The sequence below is a fragment of the Methylobacterium sp. AC832 genome, assembly GCF_979256025.1.
On record NZ_CEEDMV010000001.1, the window covers coordinates 254067 to 270171 of the forward strand.

Below are 16105 nucleotides of genomic sequence, written 5' to 3' on the forward strand. Positions count from 1 at the left end.
ATGCCGACCATTTGGCCATCCAGGCCGTCGTGATCTGTCGCGTGGCCATGGAAACAATCGTAATCGGAATTATTCTATTTGGATTGTTGGAATTATTAAAGATTTAATCGCGCGTCATCTTCAATTTTAGAATGATGTACTTAAGATGCTTGGTTTCCCGCGAGCAGGATCGGGGATGGAAGGTCGGTTGGCTTAGCGTCGCGACTCATGGGCGTCGCAGGCCTTCGAGACGCGAATGCCTCGCAGGCTTCGATCCTGCCGCCGTGCTTGTGCCTGTGGCGACTGGTCCTGGACTGGCGGCCTCTGCATCCTCACACCGAACCACGATCTGCGGTCCTTGCTGGTGCATCTCCGGCGCTCGACCCGTTGCAGGGTCTCGAGCGACTGCTTTAAGCCATGGAACGTGCCGTTTCGAGAACGAATGGCATCGCTGTCGCCATCTTGAAGGATAAGCATCTCAACGACGAGGGGGTGGGAAATATTCGTCCGCGAAGGCGGGGAAATTCAAAAAACTGTTTTCTTGCGGAGAAGTAAAGCATCTCGGTAAGACACCGGGGTCGGTCGGTGCCTATGCTTGGTCAAGCCGCAGATCCGCCGGCACTGCCTGGATCTGTGTGGGGCTTCATCTTGTAATAGGCTCGTACCGGACGTGCTTTTCTCACCCTGGAGACGAAGATGAATCACGACACTCCGGGCGGAGCATCCCCCTCGCGCCGGACGATTCTGCGTGCCGGCTTAGGAGTGGCAGCGAGCCTGTCGCTCGGATCGCCGGCGGTGCACGCCGCCGAGCGCACCGTCCGCCTAAGCTACCAGCGCTCCTCGACCCTGCTCACCATCCTGAAGGCGAAGGGCACCTTGGACGAGCGTCTGAAGCCCCTTGGCTTCGCGCCGTCCTGGCATCTGTTCACCAGCGTGATCGAGCCGATGAATGCGGGGGCCGTCGATCTGCACGCGGACGTGGCGGATGCCATCCCGATCTTCACTCAGGCCGCCAACGCTCAGCTCACCTTCTACGCGCGCGAGATCGGTGTTCCTTCCGCCGAGGCGATCATCGTACCGGCCGAATCGCCCATCCGCTCCATCGCCGACCTGAAGGGCCGGACGGTCGGCGTATCGCGTGGGTCGGGCTGCCATTTCATCCTGGCGGCGGCGCTGAAGAAGGCCGGTCTCGGCTTCCCCGATATCAAGCCGGCCTATCTCCAGGCGCCCGAGGGGCTCGTCGCGTTCAACCAGGGCAGTCTCGATGCCTGGGTCATCTGGGACCCCTTTCTTGCCATCGCGCAGTCCAAGCGGCCGGTGCGCGTGCTGGCCGACGCCACCGGCCTGTCGAGCTATCACCGCTATTTCCTCGCCAATGACCGTTTCGTGGCCGAGAACCCGCAGGTCGTCGCCACGGTCTACGAGGCCCTGAAGGAAGCCGGCCGGTGGGCGAAGGCCGAGCCGGACGCCGCGGTGGCGCTGCTGGCCCCGATCTGGGGCGACCTGTCCCCCGACATCGTCGCGACGGTGAACCGCCGCCGGACCTACGAGGTCACTCCCGTGACCCGTGCCGAACTCGGCGAGCAGCAGGAGATCGCCGATACGTTCTATGAGGCCAAGCTGATCCCCCGCAAGCTCGACGCCACCGGGGTGGCGATCTGGCAACCGCCCGCCGCGCGGGCGGGGTGACGCGCATGAGCGATGCGCCCCGTTTCGGGATCTGGGCGGCCGTCCACGGCTCGCGCGCGTCCCACCACGATCCGGACGAGCCGGACGATGCCAGCTGGATGCGCAACCGGGCTCTGGTGCTGGAGGCCGAGGCACTGGGCTTCGACTCGGTCCTAGTGGCCCAGCACACGGCGAACCCTTACGACGACGAGCGCGACCAGCTGGAAGCCTGGACCGCCTCCGCTGCGCTCGCCGCCCTGACCCGTCGCATCGAGATCATCGCGGCGATCAAGCCGGGGCTCTACCATCCGGTCGTGCTCGCCAAGATGGCCCTGCAGATCGAGCATGTGAGCGAGGGTCGCTTCGCCCTCAACCTCGTGAATGCCTGGAACAAGGCCGAGTTCGAGCGGGCGGGCCTGCCCTTCCCGGCCCATGACGACCGCTACGCCTATGGCCGGGAATGGATCGGCCTCGTGGACCGGCTCATGCGGGGCGAACGCGTGACCCATGCGGGCCGGCATTTCCATGTCGAGGATTACCAGTTGCGCCCGGCCGGGACCTTTCGGCCACGGCCGACGGTCTATCTCGGCGGCGAATCCGAGCCGGCCCGCGCCCTGGCGGCGGAGCGGGCGGATGTCTGGTTCATCAACGGACAGCCGCTCGACGATGTCAGGGCCCTGATCGCGGACGTGGCGCGCCGGCCCGCCGCCAACGGGCCGCTGCGCTACGGCCTCTCCGCCTTCGTGATCGCCCGCGAGACGGATGCCGAGGCTGAGGCCGAGCATGCCCGGCTCCTCGCCCTGGCGCGGCGCGACGAGGGGCTACGGAATGCCACGAGGGCCCGTACCGACGCCGCCAGCGTGATGTTCGCCAAGACCGATGCGGCGGCGGCCCAGCATGTCGGCACCAATGGCGGCACGGCGGCCGGGCTCGTCGGCAGCTACGAGACCGTCGCCGCACGCATCCGCGCCTTTCATGGCTCCGGCATCGACCTGTTCATGCTGCAGTTTCAGCCGTTCGAGGCCGAGATGCGGCGCTTTGCGAAGGAGATGCTGCCACGCGTGCGGTGAGCCCGCGACACGAAGAATCAGGACCGGTGGCATCGACTGCCCTGGATCGCCGTCGCGATGCCCCCTTTTGCATGAGGCCGATCATCTATATGTTGGGAGGTCAAGCAGGAGGATCTCACCGTGCCAAAGGTTTCACAGGCGCAGGCCAAGCTGAACCGGCAACGGGTGGTCGAGGTCGCCGCGGCCCTGTTCCGCGAGCGCGGACTGCATGGCGTCGGCGTCGCCGACATCATGGCCTCGGCGGGCCTGACGCATGGCGGTTTCTACGGCCAGTTCGCCAGCAAGGAGGCGCTGGCGGTCGAGGCGTTCGACTTGGCGGCCAACCAGAACTGGCGCCCTGACGATCTCGACGGTTGGATGGCGGGTTACCTGACTCTCGGCCACGTTCGGAACCCGGGCCTCGGCTGTCCACTGGCGTGTCTGGCCAATGACGTGTCGCGTGAAGCGCCGGGTTCTCCGCTGCGGGCGCGGTTTCTTCACGGGGCCCGAGACCTGATCGAGCGCATGACCGGCCTGCTTCCCGCGGCCCTGGCGAAGCGGCGGCGCCAGCGGGCCTTGGCGAGCCTGTCACTCATGATCGGAGCCGTCGCCCTGGCCCGTGCCATCGACGACGATGAGCTCAGCGAGGAGGTGCTGGCGGCGGCCCGCGGCGTCCTCACCACGGGCAAGGTCGGCTGAGGAGCGAGGTTCAGCCCTTCCAGGGCTTGAGCGCCGCGAAGGGGCTGGAGGCCGGATCGGGCTGGGGCGGGTTGAGCACCGGCTCCACCTGGGAGACGGCATCGGCCAGGGAGAAGGCCGATCCGGCATTCAGCTTGCCGCCGGCCGCATCCTTGTGGCCACCGCCACGGAACTTGCGCGCACCGTCCAGCGCCGTTTCGTTGTTCGAGCGGAACGACAGCGAGCCCGTGCGCTGGACATTGACGACGCGGGTCGCCCTGCCGCTCTCCATCACGAGGTCGGACACGCGCTGGAACATGCCCGAATCGAGGCCGAAGGACAGCATCGTCCCATCCGAGAGTCGCTGGAACAGGGCATCCGACCGGGCGAGCGCTCGGGCCATCCGCATGCGGGTGGTGAGGGTCGGGTCGTCCTGAGGCTCGTCGGCGAGGAGCGCATCCACGAGGCGACGCCGGGTCGCGGCGATCTCGGCCTCGACGCGGGCCGGCGATGCCCCCTCGCGCAACAGGGCGGAGACAGCCCGCAGCAGCGCGCTGATGAAGCGGTCATGCCAGGGATGGCCCACCGGGATCAGGGTCGCGACATTGTCCCAGAAGATCTCATCCAAGGCGAGGCCGCCCCGGAATGTCGGGCGCTCCTTCTTCCATAGGTCGAGGGCATCGACGGCAGCGACAAGCGTCTCGAGTTCCTCGGTCGTCCCGGCCTCCACCTCACGCGACGCGTAGAGCTCCCGATGCTCGTAGGCGAGGCGGGTGGCACAGCGGTCCTCGTCGATGAGGACGACTACGTTCGGGTCGGAGAGTTCGACCTTGGTGAGGCCGGGTCTCTCCGGCACGGGCTCGAGGGTGAGGCCCTGGTCGCGCAGCTGGTCGAGGGAGGAGGCATGGTGGTCGAGCACGATCAGCCGGTGCCGCGCTGCCTCGTCGCGACGCAAGTTCATGGAAGTGAACCGGGTGATGAAGGTGACGGCCACGGCCTCCAGGCCGAGATCCGTCATGATCAGGCATTCGGGCGCCTGGGCGCGGGAGAGCCGCTTCAATTCCGCGTCGACCACCGGGCCGACATCGGCATAGCGCGGGATATGGACGATCCGCGACACGTCGAGGAAGGCACCGACGATGGTCGAGGCTCCGTAGCCGTCGAGGTCGTGGTGGGTCAGCTGGGTGACGGTCAAGGTTCGTCCTCGTGGCTCGGGTCTTCCGCTCGCCTTATGGGCCAGACGGGCGGGCTCGGCGAGCCATACCACCGGGGATCGGGTGAAATTCCCCGGCGGCGGCGCGTTACGCCGCGCGGCGCGGAATTTCCGGCTCCTGCCGGGGGAGGGGCGCAGCCTCCGCCTGCATCCATTCCGCCCGCTGGCGCGGCAGGGCACCCGGATATTCCGTCTGCAGGAAGAAGATCATCTTTTCGCGCACCTCGCAGCGCAGGTCCCATGCCTGCGGAGCGTTGCGGGCGCTCACCAGCATGCGGATCTCGATGACGCTCTCCCTGGCGTCCGAGACCTGGAGATTGACGACGTTGCGGTCCCAAAGACGCGACTGCGCCGCGATCTCGGAAAGCTTCGCCCGCATCGCCTCCACCGGCGCGCGGTGATCGACATAGAGGAAGACGCTGCCGATGAGCGAGGCGCCCTCGCGGGTCCAGTTCTGGAAGGGCTTCTGGATGAAGTAGGTCAGCGGCAGGACGAGGCGGCGCCAGTCCCAGAGCCGGATGACCACATAGGTGGAGTTGATCTCCTCGACCCAGCCCCACTCGTTCTCCACGATCACCGCATCCTCGATTCGGATCGGCTGCGTGATCGCGATCTGGATGCCCGCCACGAGGTTCGAGAGGACGGGCTGCATTGCGAGACCCAGGATCAGCCCCGCCGCCCCGGCCGAGGCGAGCAGGCTGACGCCGTACTGCCGGACCGGCTCGAAGGTCATCAGCGCGATGGAGATGGTCAGCAGCGCGACGAGCGTCACGCCGGCGCGTTCCAGAATTCGCATCTGGGTGAAGTGCTTGCGCGCAAGAAGGTTGTCCTCCGCGTCGAGCTTGAACCGGCGCAGGTAGATCACTGTCGCGATATGCAGCGCGGTGGCGCAGCACCAGCCGGCCAGCGCCACGAGCGCGACGACGAGGATCTGGTTGAGGACGATCCGCACGTCCCATGAGAGGGGTGCGGCAGACGACGCCGCCGTGACGGAAACGATCAGCAGCGCGAGACGGCTCGGTCCATGAGTCCGCGAGACCAGGGATCGCCAGAACAGGCTCCGATCAGCCACTGCGCGCTGCATGGCGCGGAAAACGACGCCATGGAGCGGGAGGACCACGGCACAGCACCCGGCGACGAGAGCGAGGGTCTGCGTCCACCAGGGCAGCCAAGTGAGCCAGCGGATCGCATCGCCTGCGAGCGATTGGATGATCGGCATCGGACCTCCTGTATCAGCAGGGCCAATGATCCCGTTGGATGGCGGTTCCGCGCCGCACAGGCAGCCCCGTGCGGTGCACAACCGTGCGATACCGAAGGGACATTCGAGGCCGGAAATTCATATTTCCGCTCGATTTCAGGCGGCGCGATCGATGTCCCTACGCGCCGCGTCGAGGCGCATAAAACCGTTAGGATTCGTGAATCGGTCGGTCCGGCCTTCATCATCCCCGCGCGGGGAACCGTTCTCGTTCAGCATCCATCCAGATTTGTAAATGTAGTGTGAATCTACGGCTCAGCTTGATCTGGCTGTGCTTCCGCATAAGATGTCTTTCAACACATCGAATCGCGCGAGAGACGCTGCTTTTACAAGCTTAAAGGTTTCTGAATACATTTTTCAGAACGCGTTAAAGCGCTCGTCACTAGGACCGACACCGACATAACGGTGGAGAACCATGACGATCGACGCCAGCGATATCCACGGCCCTTTCGAGGTGCTGGACGTGGGGAAACGGGTCCCCCGTGACCACGCCTGCGGCGGCGAAGCGTCGTCTGCGGAAGCGGAAGCCATGGCCGGCCCCGGTCTGGGCGTCGCACAAGTCGGCATGGACCGAGCCGGCATGGACACGGAGTCCCGGCGCCGGATCGGCCGAAACCTCCGCATTCTCTACGGCAACGTCCTGGATCTGCCGCTCCCCGACCGTTTCGAGACCCTTCTCGCCGAACTCGCGGCCAAGCCTGCTTCGCGGGAGACCTCATGATGAGCTGCCATACCCATCCCGTCGGTACGCCCTCGGGCGCCGATACCGAGATGCGTGAGCTTCTGCTCGGTGCGATTCCGGCCCTGAGAGCGTTCGCCTATTCGTTGACCTACGATCTCGATCGCAGCGACGACCTCGTTCAAGACACGCTGGTCCGTGCCTGGACCAAGGCGGACAGCTTCACGCGGGGCACGAACCTGACGGCCTGGCTGTTCACCATCCTGCGCAACCTGTTCTATTCCGAGCAACGCAAGCGCAAGCGCGAGGTGGAGGATGCCGACGGCGTCCATGCCGCGCGGCTCACCAGCCTGCCCGAGCAGGAGATCCGGGTGGAGATGCGGGAGTTCCAGGCCGCCCTCGACCTGCTGCCGCTGAGCCAGCGCGAGGCCCTCGTCCTCGTCGGCGCGCAGAGCTTCACCTACGAGGAGGCCGCCGAGATCTGCGGTGTCGCCGTGGGAACGATGAAAAGCCGTGTCAGCCGCGCCCGTGGCCGGCTGATCGAAACACTGGGCATGAACGGCACCGAGGATATCGGGGCCGACGCACTCACACGGGCGGCCTTGGGCGGTGCCTGATCCTGCCCGCTCCGCAAAACGCGGTTCCTGATAGCGGGCCTCGATGACGTCTTCTCATCGGGGCCCAGCTGCGCGAGTGAGCGGCAGTGGACACTCGCGCGCCTCGTTGAGGCTTGGTCTTACTTGCATTCCTCGCGGGCGCGTTTGATCGCGTCGCCGAAGCCCGCCAACGCGTATTCGTCGCTGGTAGAGGTGCCGCGCATGGACGTCGTCTTGACCTGAACCTTGGCCAGTTTGGCCATCTCGCCGACGAGGCGGGCCTCTTCGGACGGGTTCTGAAGCCAGGCATTCTCGTCCTTCACGACCAAGCCGTATTGCGAACTGCCGAGGCTGAGGATCGGATCGGAGGCGGCCGTGGCATTGGCCTTTGCCTGGCTGGCGGCCGGCTTGGGCGGGAAGCCGAACATGACCGCGACCTCGTTCTGCACGTTGTCACCCTTGCGGATGGTGACGAACAAGTAGGCGGTGTCGCGTTTGAGCGTTTTCGGTGTGCGGGCCTGGGGCTGAGCGATGGCGTAGCAGGTGCGTGATTTGCCCTGGCCGTTGGCGAAGACGTTCCAGTCCCCAAAGATGGCGACCGGCGTCGCCTGCTGCATGCCCGGCGCGCTGACCGCTTTCTTCTTCTCTCGCCCGCGCCCCCGTGATTTGGCCGGAGCCTCGGCTGCGGTGGCGGCCTCCTGCTGCGCCAGTGCCGGCGAGGGAGCGGTGAGAGAGGCCGGGCCGAGGGTCGCCAGGACAGCCGCCGAGGCGCTGACGGCGAGGAGGCGGCGGAGAGGATGCTGCATCGTGTTCAGGTTCTCGAATACGAAAGAAGGCCCGCCGACAGCGTGGAGGGCAAATCTGCGCCGCGAAGGACGGACTGGCAGCCAAAGCGGCTGTCCCGACACAGGCTGTAAAATTGTGCGGAATTGCGGCGAGACGCCATCAGGCGTTCACGCCGGGCCGGATCGACCAGCGGCTCCGCGCGAATGGGTTCGGCGCGTTGGGACGATTCAGGCCGGGTGCGCCTCCGGTCCGAAGGTCGGTCCCGCGAGGATGGCGCCCATTGCCATCTCCACCCGCGGCGGCTCGGCGATGGCCGACAGATCGGCGATCGAGGCTGCCATATACGGTGCGGTGGCATTGGCTTCCATCACGTCGCGGACGGGCAGGGCGCGGGGCTTCGGGTCGTTATAGGGCGTGTTGTAGCATTTGCGGATCGATGCCCAGAACGCAGCCCGATCCGCCTCAGGCAGGCGGGCCAGAACGGTATCGATCAGCGTGGTGGCTTCCGCCGCGAGGGCGGCGGTGTCTTCGGGATTCATCCAACTCTCGACGGGCATCGACATCTCCGGCGTGCGTGGGTCCGAGCTTTAGGCAGGATCACATAGCTCGACCGTGAACGCATCCGCTCCGGCCGAGCTTTTTTGTCGCCCTGTGAATCACGCTGTCGCGGCTGGCGCGTCGAGCAGCGCCAGCCAGCGTGTGGCCTGCGTCCTCACGTTGTCCGGCGCGGTGCCGCCATAGCTGGTGCGGCTGGAAACGGAGTTTTCCACGCCCAGCACCGCATAGACCGCATCGGTGATCCTCGGCTCGGCTGCCTGCATCTCGGACAACGCCAATTCCTCCAGCCCGATCCCCTTGGCGGATGCAGCGCCGACGAGGCGGCCGGTGACGTGATGCGCCTCGCGGAACGGTAGGCCGAGTTCGCGCACCAGCCAATCGGCGAGGTCCGTGGCGGTGGCGTAGCCGGAGCCGGCGGCGCGGGCGAGCACCTCGGCATTGGGCTCCAGGTCGCGGACCATGCCGGTCATGGCGGCCAGACACAGGGAGAGCGCCTGCAGCGCGTCGAACGTGCCTTCCTTGTCCTCCTGCATGTCCTTCGAATAGGCCAGCGGCAGGCCCTTCATCACGATGAGCAGGCCGGTCAGCGCGCCGATGACGCGGCCGGACTTGGCGCGGACGAGCTCGGCCGCATCAGGGTTGCGCTTCTGCGGCATGATCGACGAGCCGGTGGTGTAGCCGTCCGACAATTTCACGAAGTTGAACTGGGCCGAGGTCCAGACCACGAGTTCCTCGGCGAAGCGCGACAGGTGCACGGCGCAGATCGAGGCGGCGGAGAGCGATTCCAGGGCGAAGTCGCGGTCGGCTACCGAGTCGAGGGAGTTGGCGGTGGGCCGGTCGAACCCGAGCGCCGCCGCCGTGGCGTGCCGGTCGATGGGGAAGGAGGTGCCGGCCAGCGCCGCGGCTCCGAGCGGGCATTCGTTGAGCCGCGCGCGGGCATCGCGGAACCGGCCACGGTCGCGGGCCAGCATCTCCACATAGGCCAGGCAATGGTGCCCGAACGTGACGGGCTGGGCCGATTGCAGATGGGTGAAGCCCGGCATCACCGTGGCGGCGTGCGCCAGCGCCTTCTCGGCCAGAGCCCGCTGCAGGCCGGCGGCCTGCTCGTCAAGGTTGTCGAGGGTGTCGCGCACCCAGAGCTTCATGTCGGTGGCGACCTGGTCGTTGCGCGAGCGGGCCGTGTGCAGGCGCCCGGCGGTGGGGCCGACGATCTCGGTGAGCCGGCTCTCGACCGACATGTGGATGTCCTCGAGCTCGCGCTTGAACACGAAGCCGCCGCCCTCGATTTCCGCGCGCACGGCCTTGAGACCGTCCTCGATCGCTGCCACATCGGCCAATGGCAGGATGCCCGCCTTACCCAGCATCGCCACATGCGCCAGCGAGCCGCGGATGTCCTGGGGTGCGAGGCGCTTGTCGAATCCGATGGAGGCGTTGATCTCCTCCATGATCTCGGCGGGGCCGCTCGCGAAGCGCCCGCCCCACATCCGGTTGCTCATGTCGACACTGTTCCTCTCGGCCGCCCCATCCACCCGTCGGGCGACGCAACGATGATGCCCGGAGCCAAGGCGACCCTGGCTGCGGGAGCCGTCGTCGCCGTCCTGATCGCGGGCGGTCTCGCCGTATACGGGACGCGTCCGACCGGCGGCAACAGCGAGGCGGTGGCAGAACCGTGTCGTGGTGCCGTGGAGACGATCGCGCGCATCGCGCCCCATGCCCGTGGCGAGGTGGCGGCCATGGAAGTCTCCAAGGTTCCGCGCGCCGCGCCGGACCTCGTGTTCAAGGGGCCGGACGGCGCCGACCGGACGCTCGCCCAGTTGCAGGGGCGGCTCGCGCTGGTGAACCTGTGGGCGACATGGTGCGCGCCCTGCAAGGCCGAGATGCCGGCCCTCGACCGGCTCGAGCAGATGCTGGGGGGGACGGACTTCACCGTCGCGGCGATCAATGTGGACACGCGCAATCTCGAGAAGCCGCCGCAATGGCTGAAGGAGAATGGGATCACGAATCTCGCCTACTATGCCGATCCCGGTGGGCGGGTGCTGCCGGCCATGCAGAAGGCGACCGGTTCGCTCGGCCTGCCCACGACGATGCTGGTGGACGCCAAGGGCTGTATCCTCGGCGTGATGAAGGGACCGGCCGATTGGGGCAGCGAGGATGCCAAGCGGCTGATACGCAGGGCGCTCGGCCGCGCGTCGGATTGAACTCAGGCCGAAGTGCGACTGGGCCGAGGTGAGACCGAACTGAGCGCACGATCATGGCGTCGGCTGATGCTCCGCTCTTATCAGTGTTGGCTCCCTGCAGCCTCGGCCCCGTTCAATCCAAGAACGGACATTGAACGACCAAGCAATCACTGGTGGCGAAGGGGCGATCGGTGATTATTGGAGTTGCGGTATGTTAATAAGCTCAGTGTTCCCTAGAATCGAGAATTTCAAGGGCGCTGCTGCGATGTTGTTGAGATCGGTATCCGTTCAGACAAGGCTTGTAGCCAGCTTCGGGGTTATATTTTTATTATCCCTTTTGCTCGCAGGGGCATCACTATATTTCCTTCGCTCAGTCAACGATATCGGGCGGGAAATGCGGGACGATCACCTGCCGAACACCGAGATGCTCGGCAAGATCCAGGTTCTTGCCCTGCGGCAGCGGGTGAGCGGCGGGCGTCTGATCAATGCGGATACGCCAGAGCTACGCGCCAGCGCTGCCGCCACGGTCAAACTGCGTGCCGATGAGATGCGCGACGTCCAGGCCGCCTACATGCCTCGCTTGGACACGGACGAGGAGAGGGCGCTGTACAAGGCGTTCGAGACTCAATGGGTCGCTTACTCGACGTTGCAGGACACCATCATCATGCAGGCGCAAACCGGGAACCTGGCCGAGGCCCAGCGCACCTACAACACGACCATGTCGACGGGTATGAGCGCGGTGCTGGCCGAGCTTCAGAAGCTCGTCACCTACGAAGCGCGCGCCGCGCGCGAGAGCGGCACTCATGCGCAGACGGCTTATGACGGTGCCGTGATGGCGACCATCGTCCTCGTCGCCATCGCCGCACTCATGGCCTCGGGGGCCGCCATCATGCTGGTTATCACCGTGATCCGCCCCCTGCGCCGGATGACCTCGGCAATGGATGTTCTCGCTCGGGGGGGCACGGACATCGACGTCCCCGGCGTCGATCGCATGGACGAAGTGGGCGCGATGGCAAAATCTGTCCTGGTGTTCAAGAACAACATCATCCGTACCCGTGCCCTGGAGGTGGAAACGGAAGCCGCGCGCGCCGGTGCCGAGGCCCATCGCAGGGCGGTCATGCTCGACATGGCCGATCGGTTCGAGGCCGCGGTCGGCGGCATCGCCACTCAGGTCAGCGCCGCCGCCACGGAGTTGCAGGCCACGGCGGGCAGCATGAGCGCCACGGCCACGATGACCGCCCGACGCTCCGGTAATGCCGCGGCCGCGGCGGACACGGCCGCCGCCAACGTCACCACGGTGGCCTCCGCCGCCGAGGAGCTCGGCTCGTCGGTCCAGGAGATCGGCCGCCAGATGCAAGGCTCCGCCAGCCTGTCCCAGCGTGCCGTCAGCGAAGCGGCCGAGACCGCCGCGCTCGTTCGCGATCTCAGCGAGTCCACCGCCCGCATCGGCGACGTTGTGTCCCTGATCTCGACGATCGCGGGCCAGACCAACCTGCTGGCGCTGAATGCCACGATTGAGGCCGCGCGCGCGGGCGAGGCGGGGAGGGGTTTTGCGGTGGTCGCCTCCGAAGTGAAGGCACTGGCGAACCAGACCGCCAAGGCCACCGAGGAGATCACCGGCCAGATCGCGCGCGTCCAGGCTTCCACCGGCATGGCGGTCTCGGCGATTGCCGGCATCACCCAGCGCATCCGTGAGATCGACGACGTGTCCGCTTCCATCGCCGCGGCCGTGGAGGAGCAGGGCGCGGCGACCCAGGAGATCGTCCGCAACGTCACCGAAGCCTCGGCCGGGACCAGGGAGGTCACCCACAACGTCAGTGCCGTGGCCTCGGCCGCCGAGGAGACGGGGGCCGCCTCGGCCCAGGTTCTCGCCTCGGCCTCGGAATTGTCACTGCAGTTCAACCAACTCGATACCGCGATGTCGCAATTCCTCTCCACGGTCAGGGCCGCATGACAGCGGGCGCCTGATCCGCCGCAAACCTTTCCGGTCCTGGATCATTATGCCTTCGTCGCATCGGGATCGGCAGGTGCGGTGGCACGGCGGCTCTCGTCGGCGACGGCTGGGAGTGAGAACGATGCGCCTCGTCGGAATCTTCATGGCGGGGCTCCTCGGCCTCGCGCCCGCCTGCGCCGCCGACGCGCCGGCTTATCTCCTCGTCGGCCTCGACGGAAAAACCTTCTTCCTGCCCGAAGGCGGCCGGAACGGCCCCAATGGAAGCGATGCGCTGGCCATCGTCGATGTGAGCGACGAGGCCCGCCCCCGCCTCTCCCATGTCCTGCCCCTCGACAATTCCGTCTACGGGCCGCCCACCAACCTGCAGATCACCCCGGACGGACGGCTCGGGCTGGCGGCGAGTTCGGTGCTCATGCGGCAGGAGGGCGAGGCCTGGTACGCGCAGGCGGACGACCGGCTCCACGTGATCGACCTCCTCGCGGACCCGCCGCGTCTGGTGGAGACCATCCGCGTCGGGCGCCAGCCCTCGGGCCTCGCCATCGCGCGAACAGGCGATGTCGCCCTCGTGGCCAACCGCGAGGGCCGCAGCGTCACGATCCTCGCCATTACGGGCACCAGCGTGCGGGTGGCCTCCACCGTGGATGTGGGCGACGAGGCGGCGGCTTTGGCCATCGCCCCGGACGGACGCCGCGCGTTCGTGGCCAAGAACAAGGCGGCCAAGGTGGGTGTCCTGGCCCTCGACGGCGCCAAAGCCACCTACGATCCGGCCCTCGACCTGCCCGTCGGCCCCGGCATCTATGGGTTGGAGGTCACGCCCGACGGGCGTTTGGCACTCGCCGCCAATACCGGCCCCGAGCCCAGCGACGGGCACGCCGACAGCGTCAGCGTGATCCGAGCCGATGCGCCGCGCCCGGTGGTGATCGATCATCTCGGCATCGGCGATACGCCCGAAACCCTGACGATCTCGCCCGATGGCCGGCACGCGGCGGTGGCCGTGGTGCGCGGATCGAGCGCTCCGGCGAGCGGCCCCGGCTACACCCCGACCGGGGCGGTGGCGCTGCTCACCATCGATCCGTCGGGGCTCGTCCGCCGCACGGGAGAGGCCGAGGCGGGGGCGGTGACGCAAGGCATCGCCTTCAGTCCATCGGGATCGCATATCTATATCGGCAATTACGTGGACCGAACCATCGGCGTCTACCGCATCGACGGAGATGCAGTTCACGATACGGGGTTCAGGCTGAGTCTTCCCGGCCAACCGGCCTCGATGCGGGGGCGGGCAGGACAGTAACACCGGGACTGCCGTGTGCGGCTCACCTTGCCTGCGTGACTCGATCCGGAGAACCAGCCGGTCGGACGAGATTAATCCCCGTATCGCCGGTGATTTAATTCTGGAACCCGTCTGATTTGTCACCGGTTTTTCGGGTTCGATACAGAGAGAGGCGCGCAAGCCGAAAGCACAGGCTGTGCTGGCACGCCGCCGACACGATGCGGGGAGGAATGATGCGAGATCGGTACGAGGGTTCAAAGCGATCGGGACGTCGCGGTCGCATCATCGCCGTCGCTCTCGGTCTGTCGTTCCTCATGGGCCTCTCCGAGGCTCGGGCCGCCGTCACCGGAACGGGGGGCGGTCCTGAAACCACCGTCACGGCGCCTCATACGTCGACCACGGGCCAGACCGTTCCGCCTGGTGCGGCCGGCGCCCCCATCGTCGATCCGAACGAGCGGACCAACCGGCAGAAACAGCTGGACCGCGTCCTGAACGGGATCTGCCGGGGCTGTTGATCCGAGAGGATCAGGCCCGGCGCAGGCGCAGGCCGAAGGCCCGTAGGGTTCCCAGCAGCAAGGCGGCGTAGACGAGGGCACCGACGAGCCCGAGAAGCCCGAGCACCACGATCTCGCGGAAATGCGGCAGGGCCGGTAACGACCGTTCCACAATCGGCAGGCCGTAGATCGCCGTGGCGGCGAGGGCGGCGCAGGCGACGACCACCCCGATCATTGTGATGCCGAGGCCCCGGCTTGGTGCCGTCCAACCCCGGCGCCAGGCAAGCCCCACGAGGAGCGCAAGGTTCAGCCATTGGCCGATGGCGGTGGCGAGCGCCAGTCCGGTCACGCCGTAGGGGCCGGTGAGCACGATCTTGAGCGCGACGTTGAGGGCGATGGAAGCGAGCGAGGCGATGAGCGGCGTCATCGTGTCCTGGCGGGCGTAGAAGCTCGCCACCGCGCTGCGCACCAGCACCACGGCGGGCAAGGCGAGGCCGTAGGCGGCGAGTACCGAAGCGGCGCGGGCGGCATCCTCGGCGCTGAACGCTCCGCGCTGGAATAGAGCCGTCATCATCAGACCCGGCAGGGTGAGGAAGGCGATGGTGAAGGGGGCCGATAAAGCGAGCGAGAAGCCCGCCGCCCGGTTCTGCGCCGCATGCGCCCCCGCAACGTCGCCCTTGGCGATCCGCCGGCTCATCTCCGGAAGCAGCACCGTTCCCGCCGCGATGGCGATGACGCCGAAGGGCAGCTGGTACAGCCGGTCGGCGTAGTAGAGGGCCGAGACCGCTCCGGTGGGCAGGAAACTCGCGATAATCGTGTCGGCGAAGGAGGCGATCTGAAATCCGGCCGCGCCAATCACCGCCGGACCGAGCACCTTGAAGAACCGCGTCATCGCCGGATCGCGCAAGGTCGGCCTCCCCAATTCCGGCGCGATGCCCGCGCGCCGGCAGGCGAGCCAGACGAGGCCGAATTGCAGCACGCCCGAGACGGAGACGCCCCAGGCGGCGGCATAGGCGGCGTTCGGGAAGAACCCCGCCAGCGCCAGGGCCACCAGCATCGACAGGTTGAGGAGAACCGGTGCTCCCGCCGCCACGGCGAAGCGGCGATGGGCATTGAGGATGCCCGACAGCAGGGTCACCAGGGTGATGAAGAGGAGGTAGGGAAAGGTGATCCGTGTCAGCGCGACGGCGAGATCGAAGCGCAGGGGATCGTCCGAGAAGCCCGGTGCCAGGGCCCGCACCACCCAGGGCATCGCCGACCACGCGAGGGCGAGCAGCACGATCTGCGTCAGTAGCAGAAGGGTGAAGACGCGGGTCGCGAAGCGCCTGGCCGCGCCTTCCTCGCCGGTCTCCGAAAGGCCGGCATAGCTCGGGACGAAGGCGGTGTTGAACGCACCCTCGCCGAAGATGGCGCGGAAATGGTTCGGAAGGCGGAAGGCAACGACGAAGGCGTCTGCTACCGGCCCCGCCCCGAGCACGGCCGCCATCACCACGTCGCGGGCAAAGCCGGTGACGCGGGAGACCAGCGTCCAGCCGCCGACGGAAAGGATGCTGCGGATCATGCGAATCGACCGGAGAGAGGGAAACGGAACGCTTCGTCGATGCGCGTTCTTCCCTCCCCCTTGTGGGGAGGGAGCGAGGGTGGGGGTGGTTCCGCCGGGCTCCGCAGCGGGTCGCCCAGCCACCCCCACCTCCAACTCCTCCCCACAAGGGGGAGGAGTGCCGCGCTCCGACGGTCTCGTCAGACTTAATG

At 67.0% G+C, this 16105-nt stretch carries 15 protein-coding genes; 9 read left to right on the top strand and 6 right to left on the bottom strand.

The window, feature by feature from the left end; translation table 11 throughout:
• Positions 1-675 precede the first annotated feature (675 nt).
• The 3 genes from AC0IXR_RS01205 (at position 676) to AC0IXR_RS01215 (ending at position 3395) form a co-directional block, all read left to right on the top strand.
• Positions 676-1668 carry an ABC transporter substrate-binding protein gene (locus tag AC0IXR_RS01205; protein WP_056428012.1) on the top strand — a complete coding sequence of 331 codons (993 nt, stop codon included), beginning with the start codon at positions 676-678 and terminating at the stop codon, positions 1666-1668.
• Between the two features lie 5 nt (positions 1669-1673).
• Positions 1674-2717: an LLM class flavin-dependent oxidoreductase gene (locus AC0IXR_RS01210; RefSeq protein WP_471759458.1), complete on the top strand. Its 1044-nt coding sequence runs from the start codon at positions 1674-1676 to the stop codon at positions 2715-2717.
• A gap of 120 nt (positions 2718-2837) precedes the next feature.
• Positions 2838-3395 carry a TetR/AcrR family transcriptional regulator gene (locus AC0IXR_RS01215; RefSeq protein ID WP_471759459.1) on the top strand — a complete coding sequence of 186 codons (558 nt, stop codon included), beginning with the start codon at positions 2838-2840 and terminating at the stop codon, positions 3393-3395.
• 10 nt (positions 3396-3405) lie between these two features.
• Here AC0IXR_RS01215 and AC0IXR_RS01220 read toward each other — a convergent pair whose 3' ends face one another.
• Together AC0IXR_RS01220 and AC0IXR_RS01225 are read right to left on the bottom strand one after the other, a co-directional pair.
• Positions 3406-4569 carry a dimethylmenaquinone methyltransferase gene (locus AC0IXR_RS01220; RefSeq protein WP_471759460.1) on the bottom strand — a complete coding sequence of 388 codons (1164 nt, stop codon included), beginning with the start codon at positions 4567-4569 and terminating at the stop codon, positions 3406-3408.
• A gap of 106 nt (positions 4570-4675) precedes the next feature.
• Positions 4676-5806 carry a mechanosensitive ion channel family protein gene (locus tag AC0IXR_RS01225; RefSeq protein ID WP_471759461.1) on the bottom strand — a complete coding sequence of 377 codons (1131 nt, stop codon included), beginning with the start codon at positions 5804-5806 and terminating at the stop codon, positions 4676-4678.
• A 451-nt stretch (positions 5807-6257) separates the two neighbouring features.
• On the opposite strand from AC0IXR_RS01225, the gene AC0IXR_RS01230 reads away from it, so the two are divergent.
• Both AC0IXR_RS01230 and AC0IXR_RS01235 read left to right on the top strand, forming a co-directional pair.
• Positions 6258-6563: a NepR family anti-sigma factor gene (locus AC0IXR_RS01230; protein WP_471759462.1), complete on the top strand. Its 306-nt coding sequence runs from the start codon at positions 6258-6260 to the stop codon at positions 6561-6563.
• Positions 6563-7138, top strand: a complete 576-nt coding sequence (locus AC0IXR_RS01235) for a sigma-70 family RNA polymerase sigma factor (protein ID WP_207413911.1) — start codon at positions 6563-6565, stop codon at positions 7136-7138. Before AC0IXR_RS01230 ends, AC0IXR_RS01235 begins: the two co-directional genes overlap by 1 nt.
• 119 nt (positions 7139-7257) lie before the next feature.
• Here AC0IXR_RS01235 and AC0IXR_RS01240 read toward each other — a convergent pair whose 3' ends face one another.
• From AC0IXR_RS01240 to argH, 3 genes are all read right to left on the bottom strand, one after another.
• Positions 7258-7923, bottom strand: coding sequence for an invasion associated locus b family protein (locus tag AC0IXR_RS01240; RefSeq protein ID WP_419953873.1), 666 nt, complete (start codon positions 7921-7923; stop codon positions 7258-7260).
• Positions 7924-8130: 207 nt separating this feature from the next.
• Positions 8131-8460 carry a hypothetical protein gene (locus AC0IXR_RS01245; RefSeq protein WP_471759463.1) on the bottom strand — a complete coding sequence of 110 codons (330 nt, stop codon included), beginning with the start codon at positions 8458-8460 and terminating at the stop codon, positions 8131-8133.
• Positions 8461-8559: 99 nt separating this feature from the next.
• Positions 8560-9957 carry an argininosuccinate lyase gene (gene argH, locus AC0IXR_RS01250; protein WP_461235114.1) on the bottom strand — a complete coding sequence of 466 codons (1398 nt, stop codon included), beginning with the start codon at positions 9955-9957 and terminating at the stop codon, positions 8560-8562.
• Between the two features lie 54 nt (positions 9958-10011).
• Between argH and tlpA the strand changes: the two genes are divergently transcribed.
• From tlpA to AC0IXR_RS01270, 4 genes are all read left to right on the top strand, one after another.
• Positions 10012-10659, top strand: coding sequence for a thiol:disulfide interchange protein TlpA (tlpA, locus tag AC0IXR_RS01255; protein WP_471760212.1), 648 nt, complete (start codon positions 10012-10014; stop codon positions 10657-10659).
• Between the two features lie 244 nt (positions 10660-10903).
• On the top strand, positions 10904-12592 hold the full coding sequence (locus AC0IXR_RS01260; protein ID WP_471759464.1) for a methyl-accepting chemotaxis protein: 1689 nt from the start codon (positions 10904-10906) through the stop codon (positions 12590-12592).
• 121 nt (positions 12593-12713) lie between these two features.
• The gene (locus tag AC0IXR_RS01265) at positions 12714-13880 is read left to right on the top strand and encodes a YncE family protein (RefSeq protein ID WP_471759465.1); all 1167 of its coding nucleotides are present in this window, start codon (positions 12714-12716) and stop codon (positions 13878-13880) included.
• A gap of 209 nt (positions 13881-14089) precedes the next feature.
• Positions 14090-14374, top strand: coding sequence for a hypothetical protein (locus AC0IXR_RS01270; RefSeq protein WP_471759466.1), 285 nt, complete (start codon positions 14090-14092; stop codon positions 14372-14374).
• A 10-nt stretch (positions 14375-14384) separates the two neighbouring features.
• On the opposite strand, the gene murJ is transcribed toward AC0IXR_RS01270, so the two are convergent.
• Positions 14385-15914, bottom strand: coding sequence for a murein biosynthesis integral membrane protein MurJ (gene murJ / locus AC0IXR_RS01275; RefSeq protein WP_471759467.1), 1530 nt, complete (start codon positions 15912-15914; stop codon positions 14385-14387).
• Between the last annotated feature and the right edge of the window lie 191 nt (positions 15915-16105).

What these genes read in the sequence shown, in the direction of transcription:
- AC0IXR_RS01205 (WP_056428012.1), top strand. Translation starts at nt 676, where the DNA reads ATGAATCACGACACTCCGGGCGGAGCATCCCCCTCGCGCCGGACGATT.
- AC0IXR_RS01210 (WP_471759458.1), top strand. Translation starts at nt 1,674, where the DNA reads ATGAGCGATGCGCCCCGTTTCGGGATCTGGGCGGCCGTCCACGGCTCG.
- AC0IXR_RS01225 (WP_471759461.1), bottom strand. Translation starts at nt 5,806, where the DNA reads ATGCCGATCATCCAATCGCTCGCAGGCGATGCGATCCGCTGGCTCACT.
- AC0IXR_RS01230 (WP_471759462.1), top strand. Translation starts at nt 6,258, where the DNA reads ATGACGATCGACGCCAGCGATATCCACGGCCCTTTCGAGGTGCTGGAC.
- AC0IXR_RS01235 (WP_207413911.1), top strand. Translation starts at nt 6,563, where the DNA reads ATGAGCTGCCATACCCATCCCGTCGGTACGCCCTCGGGCGCCGATACC.
- AC0IXR_RS01240 (WP_419953873.1), bottom strand. Translation starts at nt 7,923, where the DNA reads ATGCAGCATCCTCTCCGCCGCCTCCTCGCCGTCAGCGCCTCGGCGGCT.
- AC0IXR_RS01245 (WP_471759463.1), bottom strand. Translation starts at nt 8,460, where the DNA reads ATGCCCGTCGAGAGTTGGATGAATCCCGAAGACACCGCCGCCCTCGCG.
- argH (WP_461235114.1), bottom strand. Translation starts at nt 9,957, where the DNA reads ATGAGCAACCGGATGTGGGGCGGGCGCTTCGCGAGCGGCCCCGCCGAG.
- tlpA (WP_471760212.1), top strand. Translation starts at nt 10,012, where the DNA reads ATGCCCGGAGCCAAGGCGACCCTGGCTGCGGGAGCCGTCGTCGCCGTC.
- AC0IXR_RS01260 (WP_471759464.1), top strand. Translation starts at nt 10,904, where the DNA reads ATGTTGTTGAGATCGGTATCCGTTCAGACAAGGCTTGTAGCCAGCTTC.
- AC0IXR_RS01265 (WP_471759465.1), top strand. Translation starts at nt 12,714, where the DNA reads ATGCGCCTCGTCGGAATCTTCATGGCGGGGCTCCTCGGCCTCGCGCCC.
- AC0IXR_RS01270 (WP_471759466.1), top strand. Translation starts at nt 14,090, where the DNA reads ATGATGCGAGATCGGTACGAGGGTTCAAAGCGATCGGGACGTCGCGGT.
- murJ (WP_471759467.1), bottom strand. Translation starts at nt 15,914, where the DNA reads ATGATCCGCAGCATCCTTTCCGTCGGCGGCTGGACGCTGGTCTCCCGC.